The organism is Candidatus Pelagibacter sp. uisw_138 (assembly GCF_059512485.2).
Genome location: NZ_CM183453.2, coordinates 914,045 through 937,212, shown reverse-complemented (window position 1 = coordinate 937,212; position 23,168 = coordinate 914,045). Strand labels below are relative to the sequence as shown.

The 23,168-nt window shown below is 32.8% G+C and carries 22 protein-coding genes; 12 read left to right on the top strand and 10 right to left on the bottom strand.

Translation table 11 applies throughout. The features are described 5' to 3' along the window. Positions 1–69: 69 nt before the first annotated feature. The 8 genes from AC5YGC_RS05080 to AC5YGC_RS05045 form a co-directional block, all read right to left on the bottom strand. A complete protein-coding gene (locus tag AC5YGC_RS05080) occupies positions 70–471 on the bottom strand; it encodes a hypothetical protein (RefSeq protein ID WP_271482723.1) in 402 nt (133 codons plus the stop codon). 9 nt (positions 472–480) lie between these two features. Further along, complete coding sequence (locus AC5YGC_RS05075; protein ID WP_496139161.1) at positions 481–1,905, bottom strand: glutamate synthase-related protein; 1,425 nt, start codon at positions 1,903–1,905, stop codon at positions 481–483. Further along, positions 1,905–2,759: a GltB/FmdC/FwdC-like GXGXG domain-containing protein gene (locus tag AC5YGC_RS05070; protein WP_496139160.1), complete on the bottom strand. Its 855-nt coding sequence runs from the start codon at positions 2,757–2,759 to the stop codon at positions 1,905–1,907. Before AC5YGC_RS05070 ends, AC5YGC_RS05075 begins: the two co-directional genes overlap by 1 nt. Continuing rightward, positions 2,747–3,691 carry a class II glutamine amidotransferase domain-containing protein gene (locus tag AC5YGC_RS05065; RefSeq protein WP_415285951.1) on the bottom strand — a complete coding sequence of 315 codons (945 nt, stop codon included), beginning with the start codon at positions 3,689–3,691 and terminating at the stop codon, positions 2,747–2,749. The genes AC5YGC_RS05070 and AC5YGC_RS05065 overlap by 13 nt, the downstream gene beginning before the upstream one ends. Before the next feature lie 25 nt (positions 3,692–3,716). Beyond that, positions 3,717–5,186 (bottom strand): glutamine synthetase family protein, encoded by a 1,470-nt coding sequence (locus tag AC5YGC_RS05060; protein WP_415312996.1) that lies wholly within the window; start codon positions 5,184–5,186, stop codon positions 3,717–3,719. 72 nt (positions 5,187–5,258) lie between these two features. After that, complete coding sequence (locus tag AC5YGC_RS05055) at positions 5,259–6,587, bottom strand: FAD-dependent oxidoreductase (protein WP_496139159.1); 1,329 nt, start codon at positions 6,585–6,587, stop codon at positions 5,259–5,261. Between the two features lie 99 nt (positions 6,588–6,686). Continuing rightward, positions 6,687–7,073 carry a hypothetical protein gene (locus tag AC5YGC_RS05050; protein WP_496139158.1) on the bottom strand — a complete coding sequence of 129 codons (387 nt, stop codon included), beginning with the start codon at positions 7,071–7,073 and terminating at the stop codon, positions 6,687–6,689. Continuing rightward, positions 7,042–9,369, bottom strand: coding sequence for a trimethylamine N-oxide demethylase (locus AC5YGC_RS05045; protein WP_496139157.1), 2,328 nt, complete (start codon positions 9,367–9,369; stop codon positions 7,042–7,044). Before AC5YGC_RS05045 ends, AC5YGC_RS05050 begins: the two co-directional genes overlap by 32 nt. 169 nt (positions 9,370–9,538) lie before the next feature. Here AC5YGC_RS05045 and tmoX point away from each other — a divergent pair, with 169 nt between their 5' ends. The 6 genes from tmoX to tmoV all read left to right on the top strand — a co-directional run bounded on the left by tmoX (position 9,539) and on the right by tmoV (position 15,201). Further along, positions 9,539–10,453 (top strand): trimethylamine N-oxide ABC transporter substrate-binding protein TmoX, encoded by a 915-nt coding sequence (gene tmoX / locus AC5YGC_RS05040; RefSeq protein WP_496140312.1) that lies wholly within the window; start codon positions 9,539–9,541, stop codon positions 10,451–10,453. Positions 10,454–10,555: 102 nt separating this feature from the next. Further along, positions 10,556–10,999 carry a hypothetical protein gene (locus AC5YGC_RS05035; protein ID WP_496139156.1) on the top strand — a complete coding sequence of 148 codons (444 nt, stop codon included), beginning with the start codon at positions 10,556–10,558 and terminating at the stop codon, positions 10,997–10,999. Positions 11,000–11,007: 8 nt separating this feature from the next. Further along, positions 11,008–11,382 (top strand): MORN repeat-containing protein, encoded by a 375-nt coding sequence (locus AC5YGC_RS05030; protein ID WP_496139155.1) that lies wholly within the window; start codon positions 11,008–11,010, stop codon positions 11,380–11,382. Between the two features lie 2 nt (positions 11,383–11,384). Continuing rightward, complete coding sequence (locus AC5YGC_RS05025) at positions 11,385–11,939, top strand: hypothetical protein (RefSeq protein WP_496139154.1); 555 nt, start codon at positions 11,385–11,387, stop codon at positions 11,937–11,939. Positions 11,940–12,012: 73 nt separating this feature from the next. Next, the gene (gene tmoW, locus AC5YGC_RS05020) at positions 12,013–13,044 is read left to right on the top strand and encodes a trimethylamine N-oxide ABC transporter ATP-binding protein TmoW (protein ID WP_496139153.1); all 1,032 of its coding nucleotides are present in this window, start codon (positions 12,013–12,015) and stop codon (positions 13,042–13,044) included. A gap of 3 nt (positions 13,045–13,047) precedes the next feature. Continuing rightward, entirely contained in the window at positions 13,048–15,201 is a 2,154-nt protein-coding gene (tmoV, locus tag AC5YGC_RS05015; protein WP_496139152.1) for a trimethylamine N-oxide ABC transporter permease protein TmoV, read from the top strand. A 32-nt stretch (positions 15,202–15,233) separates the two neighbouring features. Here the strand turns inward: tmoV and AC5YGC_RS05010 are convergent, their stop codons facing one another. Beyond that, entirely contained in the window at positions 15,234–16,565 is a 1,332-nt protein-coding gene (locus AC5YGC_RS05010) for a trimethylamine monooxygenase (RefSeq protein ID WP_496139151.1), read from the bottom strand. Positions 16,566–16,645: 80 nt separating this feature from the next. Here AC5YGC_RS05010 and AC5YGC_RS05005 point away from each other — a divergent pair, with 80 nt between their 5' ends. Genes AC5YGC_RS05005 through AC5YGC_RS04990 form a run of 4 tightly spaced genes read left to right on the top strand, consistent with a single transcriptional unit; the run spans position 16,646 to position 19,828 of the window. Then, complete coding sequence (locus AC5YGC_RS05005; RefSeq protein ID WP_496139150.1) at positions 16,646–17,674, top strand: 2-dehydropantoate 2-reductase N-terminal domain-containing protein; 1,029 nt, start codon at positions 16,646–16,648, stop codon at positions 17,672–17,674. Next, the gene (locus AC5YGC_RS05000) at positions 17,668–17,862 is read left to right on the top strand and encodes a hypothetical protein (protein ID WP_496139149.1); all 195 of its coding nucleotides are present in this window, start codon (positions 17,668–17,670) and stop codon (positions 17,860–17,862) included. The genes AC5YGC_RS05005 and AC5YGC_RS05000 overlap by 7 nt, the downstream gene beginning before the upstream one ends. Positions 17,863–17,876: 14 nt before the next feature. Next, positions 17,877–19,040 (top strand): iron-containing alcohol dehydrogenase, encoded by a 1,164-nt coding sequence (locus AC5YGC_RS04995; RefSeq protein WP_496139148.1) that lies wholly within the window; start codon positions 17,877–17,879, stop codon positions 19,038–19,040. Further along, a complete protein-coding gene (locus tag AC5YGC_RS04990; RefSeq protein WP_496139147.1) occupies positions 19,037–19,828 on the top strand; it encodes a glutamine amidotransferase-related protein in 792 nt (263 codons plus the stop codon). The genes AC5YGC_RS04995 and AC5YGC_RS04990 overlap by 4 nt, the downstream gene beginning before the upstream one ends. Positions 19,829–19,831: 3 nt before the next feature. On the opposite strand, the gene AC5YGC_RS04985 is transcribed toward AC5YGC_RS04990, so the two are convergent. Next, the gene (locus AC5YGC_RS04985; RefSeq protein WP_496139146.1) at positions 19,832–21,517 is read right to left on the bottom strand and encodes a formate--tetrahydrofolate ligase; all 1,686 of its coding nucleotides are present in this window, start codon (positions 21,515–21,517) and stop codon (positions 19,832–19,834) included. 127 nt (positions 21,518–21,644) lie between these two features. Here AC5YGC_RS04985 and AC5YGC_RS04980 point away from each other — a divergent pair, with 127 nt between their 5' ends. Both AC5YGC_RS04980 and AC5YGC_RS04975 read left to right on the top strand, forming a co-directional pair. Further along, positions 21,645–22,901 (top strand): sarcosine oxidase subunit beta family protein, encoded by a 1,257-nt coding sequence (locus AC5YGC_RS04980; RefSeq protein WP_496139145.1) that lies wholly within the window; start codon positions 21,645–21,647, stop codon positions 22,899–22,901. Continuing rightward, the gene (locus AC5YGC_RS04975) at positions 22,902–23,168 is read left to right on the top strand and encodes a sarcosine oxidase subunit delta (protein WP_168607344.1); all 267 of its coding nucleotides are present in this window, start codon (positions 22,902–22,904) and stop codon (positions 23,166–23,168) included.

Below are 23,168 nucleotides of genomic sequence, written 5' to 3'. Positions count from 1 at the left end.
CTATACAGCGCTTAAATAGATAAGCAATGACGGTATATTTAAAAAAATAATCAACCTTTGATTGACGGACTAAAACTTAAGGTAAGCTTTTTTCAAATCAACAAGAGGGTGCTTTTTAGACATTTGAAACTTAACTAAAAGCTCTCTTGCAATCATGTCTCTGTCTTGTTGGTTATTTGGTAATTTGATTGATTTTGGAATTGTAACCCAACCATTTGCATTTCTACAAAATACAGCAGGTCTATCCTCTTCATAACCCATATGAATATCTTCTAACCAGTTAAGATCATCCCATCCCATAGCTTCTACATATTTTTTTAAGAATGGAGTCATCTTCTTATAATCAGGTAATAGGTTAACGTCATATCTATAACCGATATGTTGCCCAATCATTTTTTCTCTAGCTGTCTCTTTAGATTTTCCACCTAGATTTTCTTTTTTTACTTTTGTTTTTGTTTTTTTCTTAACCATAAATATTCCTTATATTTTGTGATAGTTATCAACACCAACAGTGAAGTTAGTTCCTGTTAACGGAACTTTAGCTAATGCAGATGATTCCATTGTTAGAGCAGCTAAATCTTCAGGCTCTAATGAGTGAATATTAGTTTTACCACAAGCTCTTGCTAAAAGTTGAGCCTCTAATGTCATTGCATGAAGGTAATTATAAACTCTTAATGCAGCATCATCAGGATTTAATCTAGCTCTTAATTTAGGATCTTGTGTTGCAACACCAACTGGACAACGACCAGTATGACAGTGATAGCATTCACCAGCTTTTACACCCATTTCTTTTTCAAAATTTGCTTCTGGTATATCTTTATTGCAGTTTAAAGCCATTAAAGCACCAGTCCCAATTGCTATTGCATCAGCACCTAAGGCTAAAGCCTTCGCCATATCAGCACCATCTCTAACACCACCTGCATAAATTAAAGTTACTTGTCCAGTTTTACCAACATCATCAATAGCTCTTCTTGCTTCTCTGATTGCAGCAATTCCTGGGATACCAGTATTCGCAGCAGCTATGTGAGGACCAGCTCCTGTTGAACCTTCCATACCATCTAAAAATATTGAGTCAGGATTACATTTTGCAGCCATACGAACATCATCATAAACTTTTGATGCACCTAGTTTTAACTGAATTGGCACTTTGTTTTTTGTAAGTTGTCTTAATTCTTCAACTTTTAAAGCTAGATCATCTGGACCTAACCAGTCTGGGTGTCTTGCTGGAGATCTTTGATCAATACCAGATGGTAGAGATCTCATTTCTGCAACTTGATCAGTAACTTTTTGACCCATTAAATGTCCACCCATTCCAACTTTTTGTCCTTGACCAATAAATACTTCAATTGCATCAGCTAGTTGAGCGTGATGAGGGTTAAAACCATATCTTGATTGAATACATTGGTAATACCATTTTTCAGAATATCTTCTCTCATCTGGAATCATTCCACCTTCACCAGAACATGTTGCGCTTCCAGCCATAGTTGCTCCTCTTGCTAGAGCAGTTTTTGCCTCATAAGAAAGTGCACCAAAACTCATACCTGTAATATATACTGGTATATCTAGTTCAATTGGGTTTTCACAATTTGGGCCGATTATAGTTTTTGTTTCACATTTTTCTCTATAACCTTCAATTACAAATCTTGTAAGAGTTCCTGGTAAAAAAACTAAATCATCAAATGTAGGAATTTTTTTCATTAACGCCATTCCACGCATTCTGTATCTTCCAAGTTGAGCTTTAATATGAATATCGTCTATAACTTCAGGAGTAAAAATAGCGTTGTGACCTAATAGACTTTTGTTTCTTTTGCCTTCTTCGTGTGCATGAACATCAGCTTTTCCACCAACACTTCCATTATTTTTTTTTAATTTTTTAATATTTTTTTTAACTTTCTTTTTAGCCATTAGATAGCTCCTTTCTTTTCATGAGGTTCTAGATTATCATAGTTCCAAAGTTTTTTCCCTGCGACTATTTTTGTCATTTTACTGACATCAAATTTTTCACCTATCTCTGCAACTTTTAATTTTCTTTTTAACCAGTCTTGGTCACTGTCTGTAAGATCAGATGGAACAGCATCACTTCCAAAAGAACCAATTTTACCACCAATAAAAATAGTACCATCATACATTGAGTCACCTAAATTTATTCCAACATTACCAAGAATAATTATTCTTCCTCTTTGCATCATAAAACCTGTAAAAGCTCCAGCATCACCACCAACAATGATAGTTCCACCCTTCATATCAATTCCAGTTCTTGCACCAACACTTCCTTTACAAATTAAATCTCCACCTCTAATAGCTGCACCAAAACAAGAGCCAGCATTTTTTTCTATAACAACTTTTCCTGCCATTAAGTTTTCAGCACAAGACCAACCAACTCTGCCATTTATTCTAACAGTAGGTCCATCACAAGAACCCATACCAAAATAACCTAAACTTCCTTCAAAAATTAAGTTTAACTTATTTAAAATACCAACACCTAAACTATGTTTACCTTGAGGGTTTTTAATAACAATTGTTCCAAAACCTTGGCTCATTAAGTTATCAATTTCTTTATTAGCTTCTGGAGCTGTCATTTCTTTAACATCTAGATCTGTTCTTTTATTAAAATCTACATCGTAAGCGCCAAAGTAGTAAAAGTTTTCAGCTTCCGAAGGATTAAAAAACTTTTGTTGAGTTCTTCCTGTAAGAACTTCAGTGTGCATACCCATTGATTGGGATTTTGATTTTTTGTCTGTTGTTTTTAGATTTGCCATACTTTTACCTCTCCATCATATGGATCATATGTATCAATTTCTTGAGGAAGAATTGCTCTAATCGCAATTTCTTCAGATCCCATTGCTATTAAATTATCAGATTCGTAAAGAACTAATGGTTTTGCTGCCATAGTATCCTTTGCCATTCCTAATGAGTCTTTTGTTGCAACAAAGTAAGTAAATACCCCATCAAGACCCGTTAAAGAATCTTTCATACCTTCTTCAAGGGTTGCACCATCTCTCAATTTTTTTGCTAGATATACTGCAATTAATTCTGAATCACATTCAGACATAAATCTCATACCTTCGTTTTCTAGCATTCTTCTATTATTCCAATAATTTGTTAACTGACCATTGTGAACTACAGACACATCGCTAAATGGATATCCCCAAAAAGGGTGGGCTGATTTAATATCTACGCCAGATTCTGTAGCCATTCTTGCATGACCAATTGCATGTGTCCCCACAACTTTATCTAAATTATATCTATCACAAACGTCTTTTGCATTACCCAAATCTTTAATAACCTCTAAAGACTTACCCATAGAAAGAATTTCAACACCAGGAACGCTCTCGATTTTTCTAGAAAACTCTCTTAAGTCTTTTTCATCATAATTAACCTCATATCTTAAAGAGTAGGGAAGTATTCTTTCTTCTTTAATAATTTTTGCACCCATACCTAAAATATATGACTTAACTATTTTAATTCTTTCATCATAAACAGAAGTCTCTTCACTTACTGATGAACTACCTTCACCAACATTTTCCCCAACCTTAAACCGCATAATGAAATTTTTCCCATCCGTATCTCCATAAAGTGCATAGCCAGTAGAATCTTCTCCTCTATGCTTTAATGCTTGGAGCATTCCTTGCAATTGAGTTCCAATATTCACTGATTTATCTTTATAAATTAATCCCGCTATTCCACACATATATTTCCCCTATTTTTATTAAAGACTATGGTAGGCAGTCCAGATACGTATCTAGATCCCACTGCGTTGTTGCACCTAAAAATTTTTCCCACTCATCATTTTTATACCAATGGAAAACTTTATACATTTCATCTGGCATAGCTGATTTTATAACCTCATCCTCTGCTAAACGATTTAAAGCCTCACCAAGACTCATTGGTAGTTTTTTAACTATTTTTCCAGCTGCTTGAGCTTCATACATACTTCTAGACTCAGGTTTTCCTGGATCAATATTATTTGTTATTCCATCATCAAAACATTTTAACAATCCAGAACCCATTAAATATGGATTATGCATTGAATCAACTGATCTATATTCAAACCTACCTGGGGCAGAAACTCTTAAACCACAAGTTCTATTTTGAAATCCCCAGTCAGCATAAACAGGAGCCCAAAATCCTGTATCCCATAATCTTCTGTATGAGTTCACAGTAGAAGAACCAATTGCAGTTAGCGCACCCAAATGTTTCATCACACCACCAATAGCTTTTAAACCAATTTTACCTGGTAGCTGAATATCATCAGTATCAGGCATAAAGGTATTTGTTCCACCTTCAACGTAAGTGAATACCTCATCCATCCCTGGCAAAGATTTATGAGATAGTTTATTAATCACATCTTTTCCACCCGTCCATAAAGACATATTTGTGTGACAACCACTTGCAGAAACACCCATAAATGGTTTTGTCATAAAACAAGCTATCAAATTAAACTCTCTAGCAACCTGTGCACAAATTTGTCTATAAGTTGAAAGTCTATCTGCATTTCTTAAAACATCATCATACATCCAGTTTAATTCTAATTGTCCTGGTGCATCTTCATGATCTCCCTGAATCATGTCAAAACCCATTGCTCTTGCGTATTTAAAAACTTGCATGAAAACTGGTCTTAACGATTCAAATTGATCAATATGATAACAATAAGGTTTAGAAAAACCTTTACCAGTTGGTGAACCATCCTCATTTTTAGTTAACCACATCATTTCTGGCTCTGTTCCAACTCTTAATTGGTAACCATGTTTCTTTTTAAATTCTTGAGCGTGTATTCTTAAATTTCCACGACAATCTGATGTTAAATGTGCACCTGGATTGTCTCTTTCTTCTCTATTTCTAAAGCAAGTAACAAATACTCTTGCGACTTTTTTATCCCAAGGAAGCTGACAAAAAGTTTCAGGATCAGGTATACCAACTAGTTCTTTTGCTTCTGGTCCATAACCAATATAATCTCCATGACGATCAACAAACAAGTTCGCTGTAGCACCATAAACTAATTGAAACCCTTTTTCACAAGTTCTTTCCCAATGATCAGTGGGAATACCTTTTCCAACAACTCTTCCAGTTACAGAAATAAATTGAAAATAAATATATTCAATACCTAGCTCGTTAATTTTAGCTCTAACTTGTTTTACTAACTTATCTCTACCAGGTTGTGCAACGTGCTTATCTAAATCAGTCATTATCTCTCCCTCTAATGAATTTTTATTTAACGAACCGTAACTGAAAAAATTATTAGTGTCTAGACTTGAAGTTTAACTCCAAGGAAACGGACTGTTAGAAGTTGGATGAAGTTCACCCTTCTCGTAACGGTTGAATCTAAACGGTTTTAATAAATCACTTTCAGTTCCAAGAATTTCTCTTGCAACGAGCTCACCCACACCAATCATTTTGTAACCATGATTAGCATCTGCTATTACATAAACATTTTCTAAAAATTTATCAAAGATTGGAAAAGAGTCTGGTGTCATACATCCAAGTCCGCCCGATGGTCCTTTTCTATAGAGGTTAGATTTTCCTTCAAATCTTTTTTGGCAATGAGCTAAAGCAGAGCACCACATATCATTGAATGCTTCTGTAGTTTGATAATCTGGAGATTCAATTCCATAAGGATCAACGTTCACTTTGTCAAAATGCTCATCAACTATGTAAGGAGATGTCCCACCTTGAACACCTAACCCTTCAATATCAGGCTTGTAATAAATTCCCCAAATTTTATCAGTAATTAATTTTTTATCTTTATCCGAATATAGTGGGGCAGTAGAATCTACATGGATGACGGGTGGTTGATTGCCATTATCCATTTTTAAGAAATCTTTATCAACTCCAATTACACCTTCTTGCAGCATCCAATATTTCCACATTTCTGTTTCATGAAATTTACCGTCATTACCTTTAATATTTACAGTTTTTGGAAGCTCCAACATGTTCCAAAAATCTCTTACCCAAGGACCAGCACCTACAACAACCTGATCACATTCAATTATACCCATGTCAGTTTCAACTCCTGTAACAGCTTTACTAGCGCTACCTTTTTTGAAACCTGTAACTGTTACCCCTTTAACAACCTTGACCCCATTTGATGTCGATTTTTCTTCAAGAGCTTTAATAGAGTCTTTGTTAAATGCATAACCACCTTTTTTTTCATGAAGAACTGAAGTTATCCCTTGAGCTTGCCAATCACTAAACATATTTTTCATATACTTCATGCAGTCTGCTTCACCTTCTATAAATTCTGAATCGTATCCTATTGCTTTTTGTTGTTCAGCTATTGAGGCAACATCTTCATGCATTACTTCTGGTGAAATTTGTAAATAACCAACAGAATTATATCTAAAAGCTTTAGGGTCACTCTCCCAAACTGACACTGAGTGAGCCATTAATTCTCTCATAGCAGGTTGAAAATAATTGTTTCTAACAACACCACAAGCAATCCCACTTGCACCTGCTGCAATGTCTTTTTTTTCCAAAACAACTATATCATTTTCGTTTTTATAAGTTTCAGAAAGTTTCCATGCTGTACTCAAGCCATGAATTCCACCACCTATAATTACAACTTTTGCTTTTTTTGGTAGTGTTGACATAACTAAACATTATTTTTTTGGATAAAAAAAAATACAATTTTTTTTAGAACTATAAATTATATATATAAATTATATATTTTAGATTTTTTTGAAAAGTGACTAATAGCTTATCTTTTTGAGTGTATTTAAATACTCTTTAAACTCATTAATAAAAGACTCACTAGGCATTATATTTTTTATTCGCTGATCAGTCGAAGTTTTTTCTAAACGAAAGAATCCTTTTTCGCAGGCTTCATTAATAATTAAAGCTGACTTCGGTCTAGAGGTTTTAAATAATTTTGTTTTTAGTCCTTCAACAGAAAGTTTTTCATTAAGTTTATGTGCTGACATTACAAGTAACATCATATGATAATGTGAAGGAGATTTTCTAAAAAAATAGTTACTAGATGTATGTGATTGCCTCATCTGGTCTTCCCAAAAATTTAAAAGATCTTTGCTGTTATCATACATTTTATTATGCTCTAACTCTTGATTTTGTTGGATCATAGAAAGGGAAGGGAACAACTTTTGCACCAATTCTCTTTTGATGACCGTCAAGTTTACCAATCTCAACTTCCGTTCCTATTTCAACATATTTTACATCGATTTTACAAAGTGCAATATTTTTTCCAAGTTTAGGTGATAGCATTCCACTTGTTATTACACCCACTTGACCACGACCAATATGAACACAATCTCCATTTACTGCTGGTTCATGACCAACCAATTCTAAACCAACTAATTTTTTTTGTGGATTTGCTTTTCTTTTAATTAATTCTTCCTTACCTATAAAATCATCTTCTTTAGTTTTAAGTGGAACTGTAAAACCAATACCTGCTTCAAATGGATCTGTTTGATCATCGAACTCGTAACCATAAAAAATTAGTCCAGCTTCAATACGAACCATGTCTAAAGCTTCTAAGCCTAATGGAGTAATATCAAACTCTTTACCAGCTTCCCAAACTTTATCCCAAACCTCTGCAGCATCTTTTGGATTACACCAAATTTCATAGCCAAGTTCACCCGTGTAACCTGTTCTTGAAATAACAATTGGCGTACCTGTTTCATGATCTATTCTTGCAATATTAAATCTGAACCATTCAAGTTCAGTGATGGATGGTTGTATAGGAGGCGTCCATACAAATTTTTCTAAAATTTTTCTACTATTTGGTCCCTGAACTGCAATGTTGTGAATATGATCCGTTGCAGATTTAATCCAAACTTTATAATTTTTCTTTTTAGCTTGTTCTTTTAACCATTCACCACTGTATTCATCTCCACCAATCCATCTAAAATTATCTTGTCCTAATTTAAATAAAGTACCATCATCTAACATGCACCCATTTTCATAACACATGGCTGTATAAACAACTTGTCCTACTGATAATTTTTTTACATTTCTGGTAAGTGTATATTGCATTAAATTTTCTGCATCAGGTCCAAGAATTTCAAATTTTCTAAGAGGTGATAAGTCCGTTGCAATCGCACTTTCTCTACAAGCTGTATATTCTTTTATAGTTCCTGAATTTGTAAAATTATTAGCAAGCCAAAAACCTTTATACTCAACAAAGTTTCTTGTTAGCTCTGAAGTTTTTTTATGAAAACCTGTTTCTTGAGTTAGTTTAGGTTCTGAGTCTGTTTTCATTCTAAATGCTATTGCTTTTGAGTACTTTTTTTCTTTTGAATAAGTCCTAACAAAAATATCAGTTGGATTCCAGCCATTTGCACCATCAACATCACAAGGGCAAGCTGATGATATGCATGTTATATCTTTTAAAGCTCTAAATAAAACATAATCTCCAGGTCTTGACCAAGGTTCATCAAAAGATGCAACATTATTAGCATCAATAGCAGTGTTAAAAAAAAGATTTATCGCAGACCAACTTTTTCTAGAATTGATGTCATACTTATCCAGTCTATTATTAAAATTGTCAGTACAATTAATATGACCCATATAACCCATATCCTCATAATATTTTGATGTGCAAGCAAGATTAAAAGTATCATGCCTTCCAACTGTATCTCTTACAACTTCAATCATCGCTTTATGATCACTATCATAAAATTTTGAAAACAAACCAGGCCCAGGGTAAGCGCCACCCATAAAAGTTCGTGTTGCTTTATCATCAATAATACTTTCAATACCGTCATTTAATTTTTGTGTATCAAAAGCTAGAAAATCAGAACATTGTCTTCCACCTGGATCAATTATCTGAATATATTCACCAGCTTTTACCTCATAAGTTTCAGCAGTTCTTCTTTTTACAAGTTGTTCAATAATTGGATCACTAAGCGGATCTGGCAAAATAAATTGTTCATCGCTTTCAATAAATTTAGCTTTATTCAAAAAAATAGTTAAATCTGTAGGTGGATTTTGTTCATGGACATTCATAATATCACCAGGTGCTGCAATCATAACCACACATTTATCTTTTGAGGTTAATGTTATTTTTTCACCCATCATACAATCATCGTTAAAAACAATGGATGATTTAGCATTATTTAAATAAAGGTTTTTTTTCTTTAGCAGCTTTGAAATTTTTTCATCATTAGCAATAGTTTTTTTTGAAAAATCTGCATTAGCATTTTCTTTCAAATTTAAAATAGATAAATCAGATTTACCTTTTGAATTAAAAACAATTATTTCACAAATTTGTCTTCCTTCTTCATTAATGATTTCTATTTTATCTTCTGGCAAAACTTCTATTATAGAAAGTCCACCACCTCTTACAAAATATCTTTCAACTCCTGGTGGTAAAGTTCTTAAGCCAGGATTTCTTATATCGTTACTAGTATGTAGCATTGCCAGTATAAATTTTAATAATTAAGCCTTAGCTTAATATACTCAAAGGCCATTGACTATAAATTTAATAAATGAGAACATACTTTATTAACTTAATATTAAGGGAGAAAGAAATATGAAAAATAAATTACCGTTAATTATTGGTGCGGTGGCGGTTATTGCTATCGCAATGTTCTTCATGCAAGGAGGGGATAAAACTGCCAAAAAAGGTGGTGATAGTGCTCAGCCTATAACTATTGCTACTCATAACTGGTCAAGCCAAATCGTAATGGCTCATGTTATTGGTGGAATTTTTGAAAGCATGGGAAACAATGTAAGCTATGTAAACACTGACTCACAGGCTGTGTACGAATCTATTCGTATTGGAGATGTAACCCTAGCTCATGAAGTATGGGAATCTGCTTTTGGTAAATCATTCACTACGGCACTTGATAAAGGTGGCATAGTTGACTGGGGTGATCACGAAGCAAGAACTCTTGAGGATATGGGATATCCAAACTGGGTTACTGATAAAGGATTATGTCCAGGTCTTCCAGATTGGACTGCACTAAAAAATCCTGAATGTGCTGCAAACTTTGCAACACCTGATTCAGATGGAAAAGGAAGAATGTTAGAGGGTCCACAAAGTTGGCATGGAGATCTAATACCTCAGAGAGTTGATGCTCTTGGGTTAGGAGATCTTTGGACAGTTAAATTTGCTGGAAGTGCAGACGCACTTTGGGCGGAACTTAAAGCTGCTGAGAAAGAAGGAAGAGGAACTATAATATTCAACTGGACTCCAAACTTTACGGATGGAAAAGGTTTCACATTTATAGACTTCCCTCCATACTCTGCTGGTTGTAGACCAGAAGATGGTGGTGATGGAAAATGTGGATCTCCAGATGGTTATTTGAAAAAAGCTGTTAATGCAGACTTTCCAACAACTCATCCAGCTGCAGCTGCAGTCTTCAAAAAGATGTCATTCTCAACAAGTCACATTGGAGCAATGGCTGCTTTAGTAGACGAAGATAAGTTGACTCATGAAGATGCTGCAAAAAAATGGTTAGCAGACAATAAGAGTGTTTGGGAACCTTTTACCAAGTAAGGGTAAAAAATAAATTATAATCCCCCCCTAACTTTAAGTTGGGGGAGGTTTTCTTAAACATAACACCCTATCAAATATTCATACTACGAATTTATTATTTAAATGATTAAGTATTTTTTATACCTCTCTCTTGGCTTACTAGCTTTTAATTCATCCTTTGGGCAAAATATAGATATACAAGAAGATATTAAAATTGGTTTTGTATGTGAGCTAGAAAAAAAAATTCTTAAGAATTCAGAATACAATTATCAAACTTTTTTAGCTAAAGATTTAAATGAAAAAATTTTGGACAAATTTGAAATTGATGCAAAACAACCAGAAAAACTTTTGATTAATGGATTATCAATGTTCCTTTCAAAAAATACAGAACTAGATGTAAAAGTTGTAAACAAAGACATAGTTTTATTTAAAGCTTTTGATGAGGAAAAGAATTATTCAGAATCAGGTATAATCAATAGAAAATCGGGTGAATTAGTTCATGAAGTTACAAAAGATATAAAAAGTGATAACTTTGAAAAAGATATTTCTTTTTATAAATGCAGTTAAAATAAAAAATGAAAAAATATATTTTTTACATCGTTTTAAGTTTCTTAATTGCAACTTCAGTATCAGCTAGAAAGACGGGTTGTGAAGGAAACTGTGAAAATGGCTTTGGTAAATGGACTTATACCGACAAGACCACCTATGAAGGGAATTGGGTAGGTACACAAAAACAAGGACAAGGAACTGAAACTTGGCCAAATGGATACATTTACAGAGGTGAATTTAACAAAAGTAACTGGAGTGGACAAGGAATTTTAACCTTCCCAGATGGCTCTACCTATGAAGGTGAATGGGCCAATGGTTTTATGAATGGAAAAGGAAAGTTTACTTGGTCTGATGGAAAAGAAAAAATAGGAATTTGGAAAAATGGCAAATTACAAGAATAATTATGAATATAAGATATTTTAATAAATTAACAAAATTATTGCCTGAGCCAGTTAGACAATTTGGTGGTCTTGTTTCTTTAACGTTTGTTGTAATTTTTTCTTTTGCTGTTTTAAATGCTTTTTTTGGTCAGGGTGATGAGCTTGTGGAAAAAATGAAAAAAGAAGAAGCAAGAATTGCAGAAGCTAATAAATTAAGTAAAATAATTTCTACACTTCCGTCAGGTATTTTAACTTTTTATGAAGCAAGCGATCATTACAAGCTGTCTAAAGAACAATACGAAACAGTCTGTAAAATAACAAAAATTATTCCTCAACGTGCGGTTATGGGTGCAAATCTAATAAATTTTAAAGCTACACAAATATATACTACTAATGGAAATCAAATTGCTGAAACATTTGTTAATTGGGATAAAGAAAAAAACAAGTGTATTGCTGGCTTTGTTTTAAATGGAAGTATTGATGGTGCAAAAAAAGAAAAGATTACCGTTAGTGGCGAAGTTTTAAATTTTTTAAGTACTGGAATTGATACAAGAGTTTATTTTATTAAAAATTTTTAAGGAGGAAAGTAATAAGTATTAATAATATAAAAAGTGTATTTTTATTTTTATTTCGTGTAACTTGTTAAGCGTTATGACTAACACTGTAATTAAATGTGATTCTGTTTATAAAATTTTTGGAGCAAACGCCAAAAAGATGCTCCAAGAAGCCAATGGAAATGTAGATGCAAAAACATTTCAAGAAAACGGATGCATAGTAGGTGTGAACAATGCTTCTTTTGAAGTTACAAAAGGAGAAATGTTAGTTGTGATGGGCTTATCTGGCTCAGGAAAATCAACATTGTTAAGGTGTATTTCTAGATTAACAGATGCAACGGGTGGAAAAATTTTCATAGAAGGTCAAGATTTGCTTTCATTAAACAATAAAGAACTAATTGATCTTAGAAGAAATAAAATGGGAATGGTATTTCAGAGTTTTGCTCTACTGCCACACAAAACAGTTTTAGAAAATATTGCTTTTCCACTTCAAATTAAAGGGGTTGAAGATCAAGAAAGCATTAATAAAGCTATGGATATGGTCAAACTTGTTGGTCTTGATGGAAGAGAAAACTATTTTCCAAGAGAACTTTCTGGTGGACAACAACAAAGAGTGGGTATTGCCCGTTCATTAGCTGTCGAACCTGATATTTGGTTTTTAGACGAACCTTTTTCTGCATTAGACCCATTAATTAGAAAAGAAATGCAGGATGAATTTTTGAGACTTCAAGGAAAATTACAAAAAACAATTATGTTTATTACACATGATTTTGATGAAGCGCTAAAGCTTGCTGATCGTATTGCAATTATGAAAGATGGAATAATTGAACAGCTAGATACACCAGCCAACATTGTTTTGAATCCAGCAACAGAGTATGTCAGAAAATTTACCGAAGAAGTTCCTAGAGAAAAAGTACTAAAAATAGAAGATATTATGGAAAAACCACATAATGAAAACTTAAGTGATTTAAAAGTACTAAAAAGTGAAATAATTGAAAATGTAGCTGAAAAGATTTTAACTCAAGAAAAATCTGTAGGAGTATTTGATGAAAACAATCAAATTGTTGGAACTGTTCACCCTTCAAAAATAATTGATACTGTTTTTGGTGGAAAAAAAAGCAGTGATTAAAATATGGAATTATTAAAAAAATATCCAAAATTATTTCAATGGTTATTTTTATTAATTGTTTTTTTCTTTTTATGCTTTGCAATAGATGTTCCTGAAACCTATAAATTTATAAGAGGCCAGGCTGAATTTATTAAAGACCCAAATCAAAGTACCTATACACTATTTGGTGCAGAAGTAAGATATTATGCATTTGATGTTTTTTGGAGGCTACCGCCTCTACTTGGATGGCTACCTATTTGGATAAACGATTCCTTGTTTTTTTTAATGAATGAGTGGATGCCAATGGAGTTTTGGAATGAAAACACTCAATCCTACAAAACTCGACCCTTGGTTTTACAATTAACAAGAAACATGACTGCGTTTATGACATTTCTTATTGAGTTAATTCGAGAGATTATGCTAGGGGGAGTTCAAACGGTTGTAGCATTTACCAGTTGGGATTGGATAGGTGCAAATCCATGGGCAAAGTTACCAGGGTTACCTTGGACAATTGTTGCAGCAGGTGCTGTGATACTTGGGTATAATTTAAGTGGTAAAGGTCTAGCTTTATTTGCTGGTATAGTTATGGTTTATATTTCTATTTTTGGCCAATGGAAACCTTCGATGCAAACACTTTCTTTTATATTGGTTGCGGCTCCACTTTCTTTTCTTTTTGGTTTGGGCCTAGGTATTGCGGCATTTAAAAGTAAACGTGTAGAAAAATTTTTGTATCCAATACTATTGGTTATGCAGACAATGCCACAGTACGCTGTATTAGTTCCTGCAATAGTTCTTTTTGGTGTTGGTGATCATGCTGCAGTTATTATAACTATGGTTGTAGCTGTTCCGCCAATGATATTGTTAACTCTATTAGGTCTTAGAGGAATACCCCCTGAGATTATTGAAGCCGGTAGAATGAGTGGATGTAATAATTGGCAACTAATGTTTAAAGTTTTGATTCCAACCGCAAGAAGAGATATCTTAATCGGAGTAAACCAGGTTATTATGGTTTGTTTTTCTATGGCAGTTATTTCAGCTTTTATAGGTGCTAAAGGATTGGGGTTTAATTTATTACTAGCATTAAATCAGTTGAATATTGGATTGGCATTAGAAGCGGGTTTGTGTATTAGCTTGATTGCAATATTATTAGATAAAATGTCCTTAGCTTGGGCAAACAAACAAATAGATTATTTTGGTAACTTGACTTTTTTTGAGCGTCATAAAAGTGGATTGTTTTTTGCTAGCGCAGTATTAATTGGAATTATACTTGCCTATGCTGGATCATTTTATTTTAAAGAAGGCTTCAATTATTTATTTGAAGTTCCACACAATAAAGGAATATCAACAGCAGATTTTTGGAATAGAGGTGTTGATTGGATTTGGGATACCTTCTTTTATACTTTAAAAATTTTTAACACATGGTTGATAGTAGATGTACTACAGCCCATGCGTGCTGCCTATTTACGGATGCCTATTGTTGCAACATTCGTTCTAGTCATGGGTGCTGGATATATAATTGGAGGAATACGTTCTGCTCTTGTAGTGGGTTCATTAACACTATTTATAGCATTAAGCCCATGGTGGGATAGGGCTTTAGTCACATTATACATGGCAACTTTTGGAGTTTTTATATCGACTATAATTGGATTTACTGTTGGAGCATTATGTTTTCAAAATAAGTACACCACAAATTTTATGTTGGGAGTTTGTGATATTTTTCAAACGTTTCCTTCATTTGTATACTTAATTCCAGTAATGATGCTTTTTGGAGTTACAGATACATCGGTATTAATTGCGGTAGTAGTTTATGCAACTATACCTGCCACAAGATATACCATTGAAGGATTAAGAAGTGTTCCAGCTGCCTTACATGATGCAGCTACAATGTCAGGTGTTACAAAATTACAAAGATTATCAAAAATAGAATTTCCTTTAGCATTTCCTCACATGATGCTTGGTTTAAATCAAACAATTGTATTTGCTTTGTTCATGGTAATTATTGGAGCATTTATTGGAACAGAAGATTTGGGACAGTATATTCTAAAAGCTCTATCTGATAAAAAAGGTGCAGGTATTGGATTAACACTGGGTCTTTGTGTTGCCTTTATAGGCCTGATATTTGACCATTTAATTCGAACTTGGGTAGAAATAAGAAAAAAACACCTTGGTATAAGATAATTAATATCTTTTTAAATTAGATAGTGAATTTTCTATTTATTTAAAAATGTTTTTAAAGAGTCGTCCATTGCTTCTTCCCATGGCGTATGATGAATTGGTCCAACTGAACCAGTCACTGGTGAAGCAAATGATTTATTTCTATAGGTCATTATATTTTCCACCTTATGATGCTCCCATTCTTTAAAAGTTTTTCTAATTAATTCAAAATCAATTTTTGGATAATCAGATAAATCGTGAAGCTCTTTAGTATACTCAGTTTGAAAATCTATCATCTGATCTGCATTTTCTAATTTTTCTTCAAGAGATACCCATTTATTGATATCTTTTTCAATCTCCGAATCACTTGGAACTTTAATTTTCTCCATTATAACATCTCTTGCAAACCAAGCCTGACAATCAAACATATTGAAAGTATGAAATTGATCTTGCATACCCAAATACATTAATTTGTGATTATTTTGCCAAACCACACCTTTATATAATTTTGGTGGATATAATCTGTTTCCTGTTTTTAATTTAAGATCTTCAGATATAAAAGGAAAATGATGGAGATATCCTGTGCATAAAATTACAGCATCTGCTTCTTGTACATGACCGTCTTTAAATATTGCCTTATTACCTTCAAGTCTATCTAGGTGAAAAACTTCTTTCATTCCATCGGGCCATTTAAATCCCATAGGATTATGTCTATAGGCTATGGTTACACTTTTTGCTCCATACTTATGACACTGAAGAGCTACATCTTCAGCAGAATAGCTACTTCCTAAAACAACAACATTTTTATCTCGAAATTCTTCTGCATCTCTAAAATCATGAGAGTGCATTATTCTTCCAGGAAAAGCTTTCATACCTGAATATTCTGGAATAAACGGAACTGAGAAATGACCAGTTGATACTATTACATAATCAAAAAAATCTTTTGAAATTTTATCATTTTTTTTATCACGGTAAGTAACTTCAAAATTTTTACCATCATGAGACACATTGCTAACAGAGGTGTTAAATCTAATTTTAGACTTTAAATTTCCCTTTTTAACTCTACCTAAAATATAATCGTATAAAACCTCTCTAGGTGGAAAAGATGGAATTGGTTTTCCAAAATGTTCATCAAATGAATAGTCTGCAAACTCTAGACATTCTTTAGGGCCGTTTGACCAAAGGTATCTATACATGCTGTTAGGTACAGGGTCGCCGTATTGGTCAGAACCTGTTCTCCAACTGTAATTCCATAAGCCTCCCCAATCTTCTTGTTTATCAAAACAAACTATTTCAGGTATTTTTTCACCTTTTTTTTCAGCTTGCTCAAAAGATCTCAAAGCAGATAAACCACAAGGCCCAGCACCAATAATTGCTACTTTTGTCATAAAATCACGTCTCCCTAATAAATTTATAAGTGTACTTTACCAACAAAATGCTAAAAATTAATATAAAAAAATACGGTATTATGAAAAAAATTATTATTATTGGTGCTGGAGCAATGGGGTCAGCATTTGCTGTACCATGTTTAGAAAATAAAAATGACGTAACGCTCATCGGTACTCATCTTGAGGATGATTTAATAAATAAGATTCAATTAAATAATAATTTCCATCCAGCCTTAAATATTGAATTACCATCAAAATTAAAGGTAGAAAAATTTGAAAAATTACAATCCATACTTGAAGGTGAGGTAGATATAATTGTTGCTGGAGTTAGCTCAGTAGGAATTGAATGGTTTGTTAATCAAATATCAAAAAATTATAAGAAAAATACTCCCATTATTTTATTAACAAAAGGTTTAGCCATAGAGGGTAATGAATTAATAACACTTTCAGATAAAATTAAAAAACTTCTCAAGGAAAAAGGTCATGGAGAAGTAAACATTTCAGCAATCAAAGGACCTTGTTTAGCGGTAGGTCTTGCATATAAAATGAGAACAGGAACAGTTATTGCAAACCCAGATATTAAAGAAACAGAAAAATTAAAAAAAATTATATCAACAAATTATTATTCAACAGAAGTATCAGATGATTTAACTGGCATCGAATTATCAGGTGCAATTAAAAATATTTATTCAATGTTAATTGGAGCTTCTGAAGGATTAAGTAATTCAAAAGCACCTAAGGAAATTCAATCTAAATATTATTTAAATACATCAGCCTCATTAATTCATAGATCAATTTCTGAAATGGTTGAATTTGTTTCTTTCTATGGAGGAAGAGCAGAAACTGTTTATGGCTTAGCTGGTTTAGGTGATTTATATGTAAGTGCAATAGGGGGAAGAAATAGCTTGATGGGAAAATATTTAGGTGAAGGATATTTATATAAAGAAGCTAAAGAAAAATTTATGAAAAATATTACAGTAGAGGGTGCGCAACTTGCATTAGAAATTGGACCTAAAATTTTACAAGATCTTAATTCTAAACATTTTCCATTAATGTTTAGTATGCTAAACACTATATGTGAAAATAAGAAATTAGAAATTCAATGGTAAAAAATATATTAATATTTGTTTTTATAGTGCTTGGAATGTTGGTTATTCTAAATTTTAGTGATTATAATTTAAAAAGAGCTGTTGATGCCTGCCTAGCTGGAAGTCAAAAATTATCCAAATCAAAAATTACAGACCTTGAAGAAGCTAAAAAATTTTGTGAAGAAGAAATTAAAAAAAATAAAAATTAAAAAGAGACCCTTAAATGAAGTCAAATTGGAATTATCCGACAACTATGTGGGTTGGAAAAGATAGAATTAAAGATCTAAGTATTGCTTGCAAAACTTTAAACATTAATAAACCACTGTTAGTAACCGATAGTGGTCTTGCTAAATCAAAAATTGTAATCAATGTTTTAAACGATCTAAAAGAAAGTGGTATTTCAGCTAAATTATATTCAGATGTTGTGGGTAATCCAACTGGCACCAATGTAATAGAGGGTGCTGATTGTTATAATAAAAATAATTGTGATGGAGTAATAGCTTTTGGAGGTGGTAGTAGCCTAGATGTTGGTAAAGCTATTGCATTTATGTCAGGTCAAACCTTACCTATTTGGGATTTTGAAGATGTTGGTGATAATTGGACTAAAGCAAACTCTGACAAAATTGCACCAATAATTGCTGTACCAACAACTGCTGGAACAGGATCAGAAACAGGACGAGCATCTGTAATTTTAAATGAAGAAACCGGTGTAAAAAATATAATTTTTCATCCTAAATTTTTACCTTCAATAGTTATTTTAGATCCGGTATTAACACTTAGTTTACCTGCAAAGATTACAGCTGCAACTGGTATGGATGCACTAGCTCATAACCTAGAAGCATATTGTGCTCCAGGATATCACCCAATGGCTGATGGAATTGCTTTAGAGGGCATGAGATTAATTAATGAATGGTTATTGGAAGCAGTTAACAATGGATCAAATATTGAAGCACGACAAAATATGTTAACAGCAGCCAGTATGGGGTCAACAGCATTTCAAAAAGGCTTGGGGGCAATTCATTCATTAAGTCATCCAGTAAATGCTTTAAATAATATTCATCATGGTTTATCCAATGCAATATTCATGCCTTACGTATTAACTTTTAATAAAGATGTAATTGAAAAAAAAACAATAAAGATTTGTGATTATTTAGAGCTTAAAGATAGATCTTTTGATGGTTTTGTTAACTGGGTTTTAGATTTAAGAAAAAAACTAGATATGCCTCACAAATTATCAGAAGTGATTGATGAAAAGGATTTTGATATTGATAGATTGTCAAAAATGGCCTTAGCAGATCCATCTACTGGAGGAAATCCAAAAAAATTAACAGAAAATGATATGAAGATAATGTATCAGCATAGTATGTGTGGAGAATTGTTTAAATGAGTAATTTGAATATTTTAATTATTGAGGGAAATATTAGAGAAGATAGTGAGTTTTTTATTAAAGCAGCTGGAAGCTCTGCAGCAGATAATCTAAAAAATTTAATTTTAAAGATAGAACCATTAATAAATACAGAAATCATAAATCCTGGTCATGATGATGAGACAACGAATGCTCTAAAAAATATGAGTAAATATAATGGCATTGTGTTTACTGGTGGTGCAATGAGAATAAATGATATGACGGATGTCATTAAGAAACATATCAATTTTGCATCTAATTGCTTTAATCATAAAAATAAGATTTTAGCAATTTGTTGGGGATTACAAGTCTGCTCAACAGCAGCTGGGGGTAAAGTAAATCCTGGAAAAAATGGCGCTCATATTGGAATTGCATCAGATGTAATTATTAACAATGAAGGTGAAAAACACTTCATATACAAAGATAAAAAAAAAGTTTTTACCTCACCAGCATTCAATTTTGATGAAGTAAGTGAATTACCAAAAAATACTACTCTTTTATCAAGTGACAAAGTTAACAATGTAATGGGTGTTAGCTTTAATGCAGGAAGCTCAGAAATTATCGGCTTACAATATCATCCTGATTATGAATATTTTCAGATGCTTAATCTTATTAATGGTCGTAAAGAGCGATTATTTGTAAATAAAAATTTTTTAACTGAAGAAGAGTATGAAAACCATGTCTCATATATAAAATCTGAAAATGAATTATTGAATTTCAATGATAGAACATGTGAAGTTAGAAATTGGCTAAATTATATAAAGAACTAATTTTTAAAATAGACCTTCAATTTCACCATCTTTATTTAGCTTAATAGAGTCTGCTGCAGGAATTCTTGGTAGTCCAGGCATAGTCATAACAGCACCACATATCACAACAATAAACTCTGCTCCTGAAGAGAGTTTAATTTCTCTAATTGGCAAAGCATGATCTGTTGGTGCGCCTTTTAAGCTTGGGTCTGTTGAAAAGCTGTATTGTGTTTTTGCAATACAAATTGGGAAATCTCCATAACCCTCATTTTCAAAGCTTTTTAATTGATCTCTAATTTTAGTATCAGCAATAACCTCATCTGCTCTATAAATTTCTTTTGCAATTGTTTCTATTTTTTTAAATAGAGGAGTTTTGCTCTCATATAAAAATTTGAATTTATCTTCGTTTTTCTCACATAATTCAGCAACATGGTTTGCAAGCTCTTTCGTACCTTCACCACCATTTGCCCAGTGGGTACAGAGACTTGCTTTAACACCAATAGTGTCACAAAATTCTATTAAAGCCTTTACTTCACTATCTGTATCTTTAATAAAATGATTAACAGCTACTGCAACCGGTAAACCAAATTTTTTAACATTTTCCACATGTCTTTGAAGATTAACTAAACCTTTTTTTAAAGCTTCTACATTTTCTGTTTTAAGATCATCTTTTGCTACACCACCGTGCATTTTTAAAGCTCTAATAGTTGCAACAATTACAACGCAGCTAGGTTTTAAATCTGATTTTCTACATTTAATATCAAGAAATTTTTCTGCACCAAGGTCTGCACCGAATCCTGCTTCTGTTACAACATAGTCAGCAAGTTTTAGCCCAGTCTTTGTTGCAATTACAGAATTACAACCATGTGCAATATTAGCAAAAGGTCCACCATGAATAATTGCAGGATTGTTTTCTAAAGTTTGAGTAACATTAGGTCTAATTGCATCTTTTAATAATACAGTCATTGGACCGTGTGCTTTTAAGTCTTTAGCGTAAACTGGTTTTTTATCTCTAGTATAGGCAATTGTAATATTTCCTATTCTCTTTTCTAAATCTTCTAAATCATTTGATAAGCAAAAGATTGCCATGATTTCAGATGCAACAGTTATATCAAAACCATCTTCTCTTGGAAAACCATTTGCAACTCCACCTAAGTTTATATTTATAGATCTTAAAGAACGATCGTTCATATCCATCACTCTTTTCCAAACAATTCTTCTAACATCAATATCTAATTTATTTCCCCAATAGATATGATTATCGATTAATGCTGACAACAAATTATGAGCTGATGTTATTGCGTGAAAATCTCCAGTAAAATGTAAATTAATTTGTTCCATTGGAACTACCTGAGCATAACCACCACCTGCTGCTCCACCTTTCATTCCAAAAGAAGGCCCAAGGCTTGGTTCTCTTAAACAAACAATCGATTTTTTTCCAATTTTATTTAATCCGTCATTTAAACCAACTGAAGTTGTAGTTTTACCCTCACCAGCTGGAGTAGGAGTGATCGCTGTAACTAGTATAAGTTTTCCATTTGGTTTATCTTTTAAAGTATCTAAATATTCTAAATTAATCTTTGCAATGTGTCTTCCCATTGGACTAAAAGCTGAGCTTTCATCTGGTACATTTATCTTGGCTAAAATATCATTTATAGGTTGCATTTTAGCTTCTCTAGCTATTTGAATGTCTGACTTAACTTCGCTCATTTGAAACTCCTATAAGATTTATTTTTTAAAGCTCAATTGATATCCTATTTTAATTTTTTGGAAACTTCTAAAAAATATATATAAAAAAAATAAGAACTATTTATATTTGTTTGTATAAAATTAATTTATGCAAAAATATTCTATATTTAATTTGATCAAAAATGCTTTCTCCGGTCATCAAAAATGGGATTTAGCCTGGAAAGATGCTACTCCAAAAAAAGAGTATGATGTTGTCATAATTGGTGGTGGAGGCCATGGCCTAGCTACTGCATATTATCTCGCAAAAGAACATAATATTACGAATGTAGCTATCATTGAAAAAGGATGGCTTGGAGGTGGAAATATGGGAAGAAATACTACAATCATAAGATCAAATTATATGCACGATGATAATGCATTGTTTAGTGAGTTTGGAATGGATCTTTGGAGAAAGATGAGTCAGGACTTAAATTATAACGTGATGTTTTCTCCAAGAGGAATAATTAACCTTGCACACTCAGACGCTCAAATGAATATTTTTGCAAGAAGAGGAAACTCAATGCGCTTAAATGGTATTGATGCAGTTCTTTTAAAAAGAGAAGAGGTAAAAGAAATTATTCCAATGGCAGATTTTTCAGACAATGTAAGATTTCCTATATTTGGTGGATTAATGCAGCCAAGTGCAGGAACAGCAAGACATGATGCTGTGGCTTGGGGCTATGCACGTCAAGCAGACTCAATGGGGGTGGATATAATACAAAATTGTGAAGTAACAGGCTTTGATGTTGTAGGTGGAAAAATTCAAGGAGTGAGAACTTCACGAGGAGACATAAAAGTTAAAAAAATTGGTTTATGTGTTGCAGGTAGCACAAATATTTTAGCTGAAAAACTAAATATGACAATACCAATAGAAACCCATCTTCTTCAGGCGTGTGTTACAGAACCTGTAAAGCCCGTATTAGATAGTGTGGTTACTTTTGGGGCAGGACATTTTTATATTAGTCAATCTGATAAAGGTGAAATGGTAATGGGAGGTGATCTAGATGGATACAATAGTTATGCTCAAAGAGGAAACCTACCTACACTCCAGCATGTACTAACAGAAGGAATTGCAATGATGCCATTTCTCAGTAAATTAAAAATGCTTAGAACTTGGGGTGGGATTATGGATATGTCTATGGATGGTTCACCCATAATAGATAAAACTCATATTGAAGGATTATATTTAAACTGTGGATGGTGTTATGGTGGGTTCAAAGCAACTCCAGCTTCAGGCTGGACATTTGCACATACAATTGCTCAAGATAGAGTTCATAAATTAAATGAAGGTTATAGCCTAAGTAGATTTAATACAGGTCACTTACTAGATGAAAAAGGACTTGGAACCAAAACATGGATCTCATAAATGTTGCATATTAAATGCCCTCATTGTGGAATGAGATCTCAAAATGAATTTTCATATGGTGGTGATGCAACCGTTAAAAGACCAGAACTTAATAAGGAAGTTTCTGATCAAGATTGGGATAACTTTGTCTATAATAGAAAAAGCTTAAGAGGAAAACACAAAGAGTTATGGCAACATATATCAGGATGCAGACAGTGGATTAAAGTAGAAAGAGATACTGCTACTCACGAAATATTTAAAACAGCTAAAGCTAACGAAGATATTTAA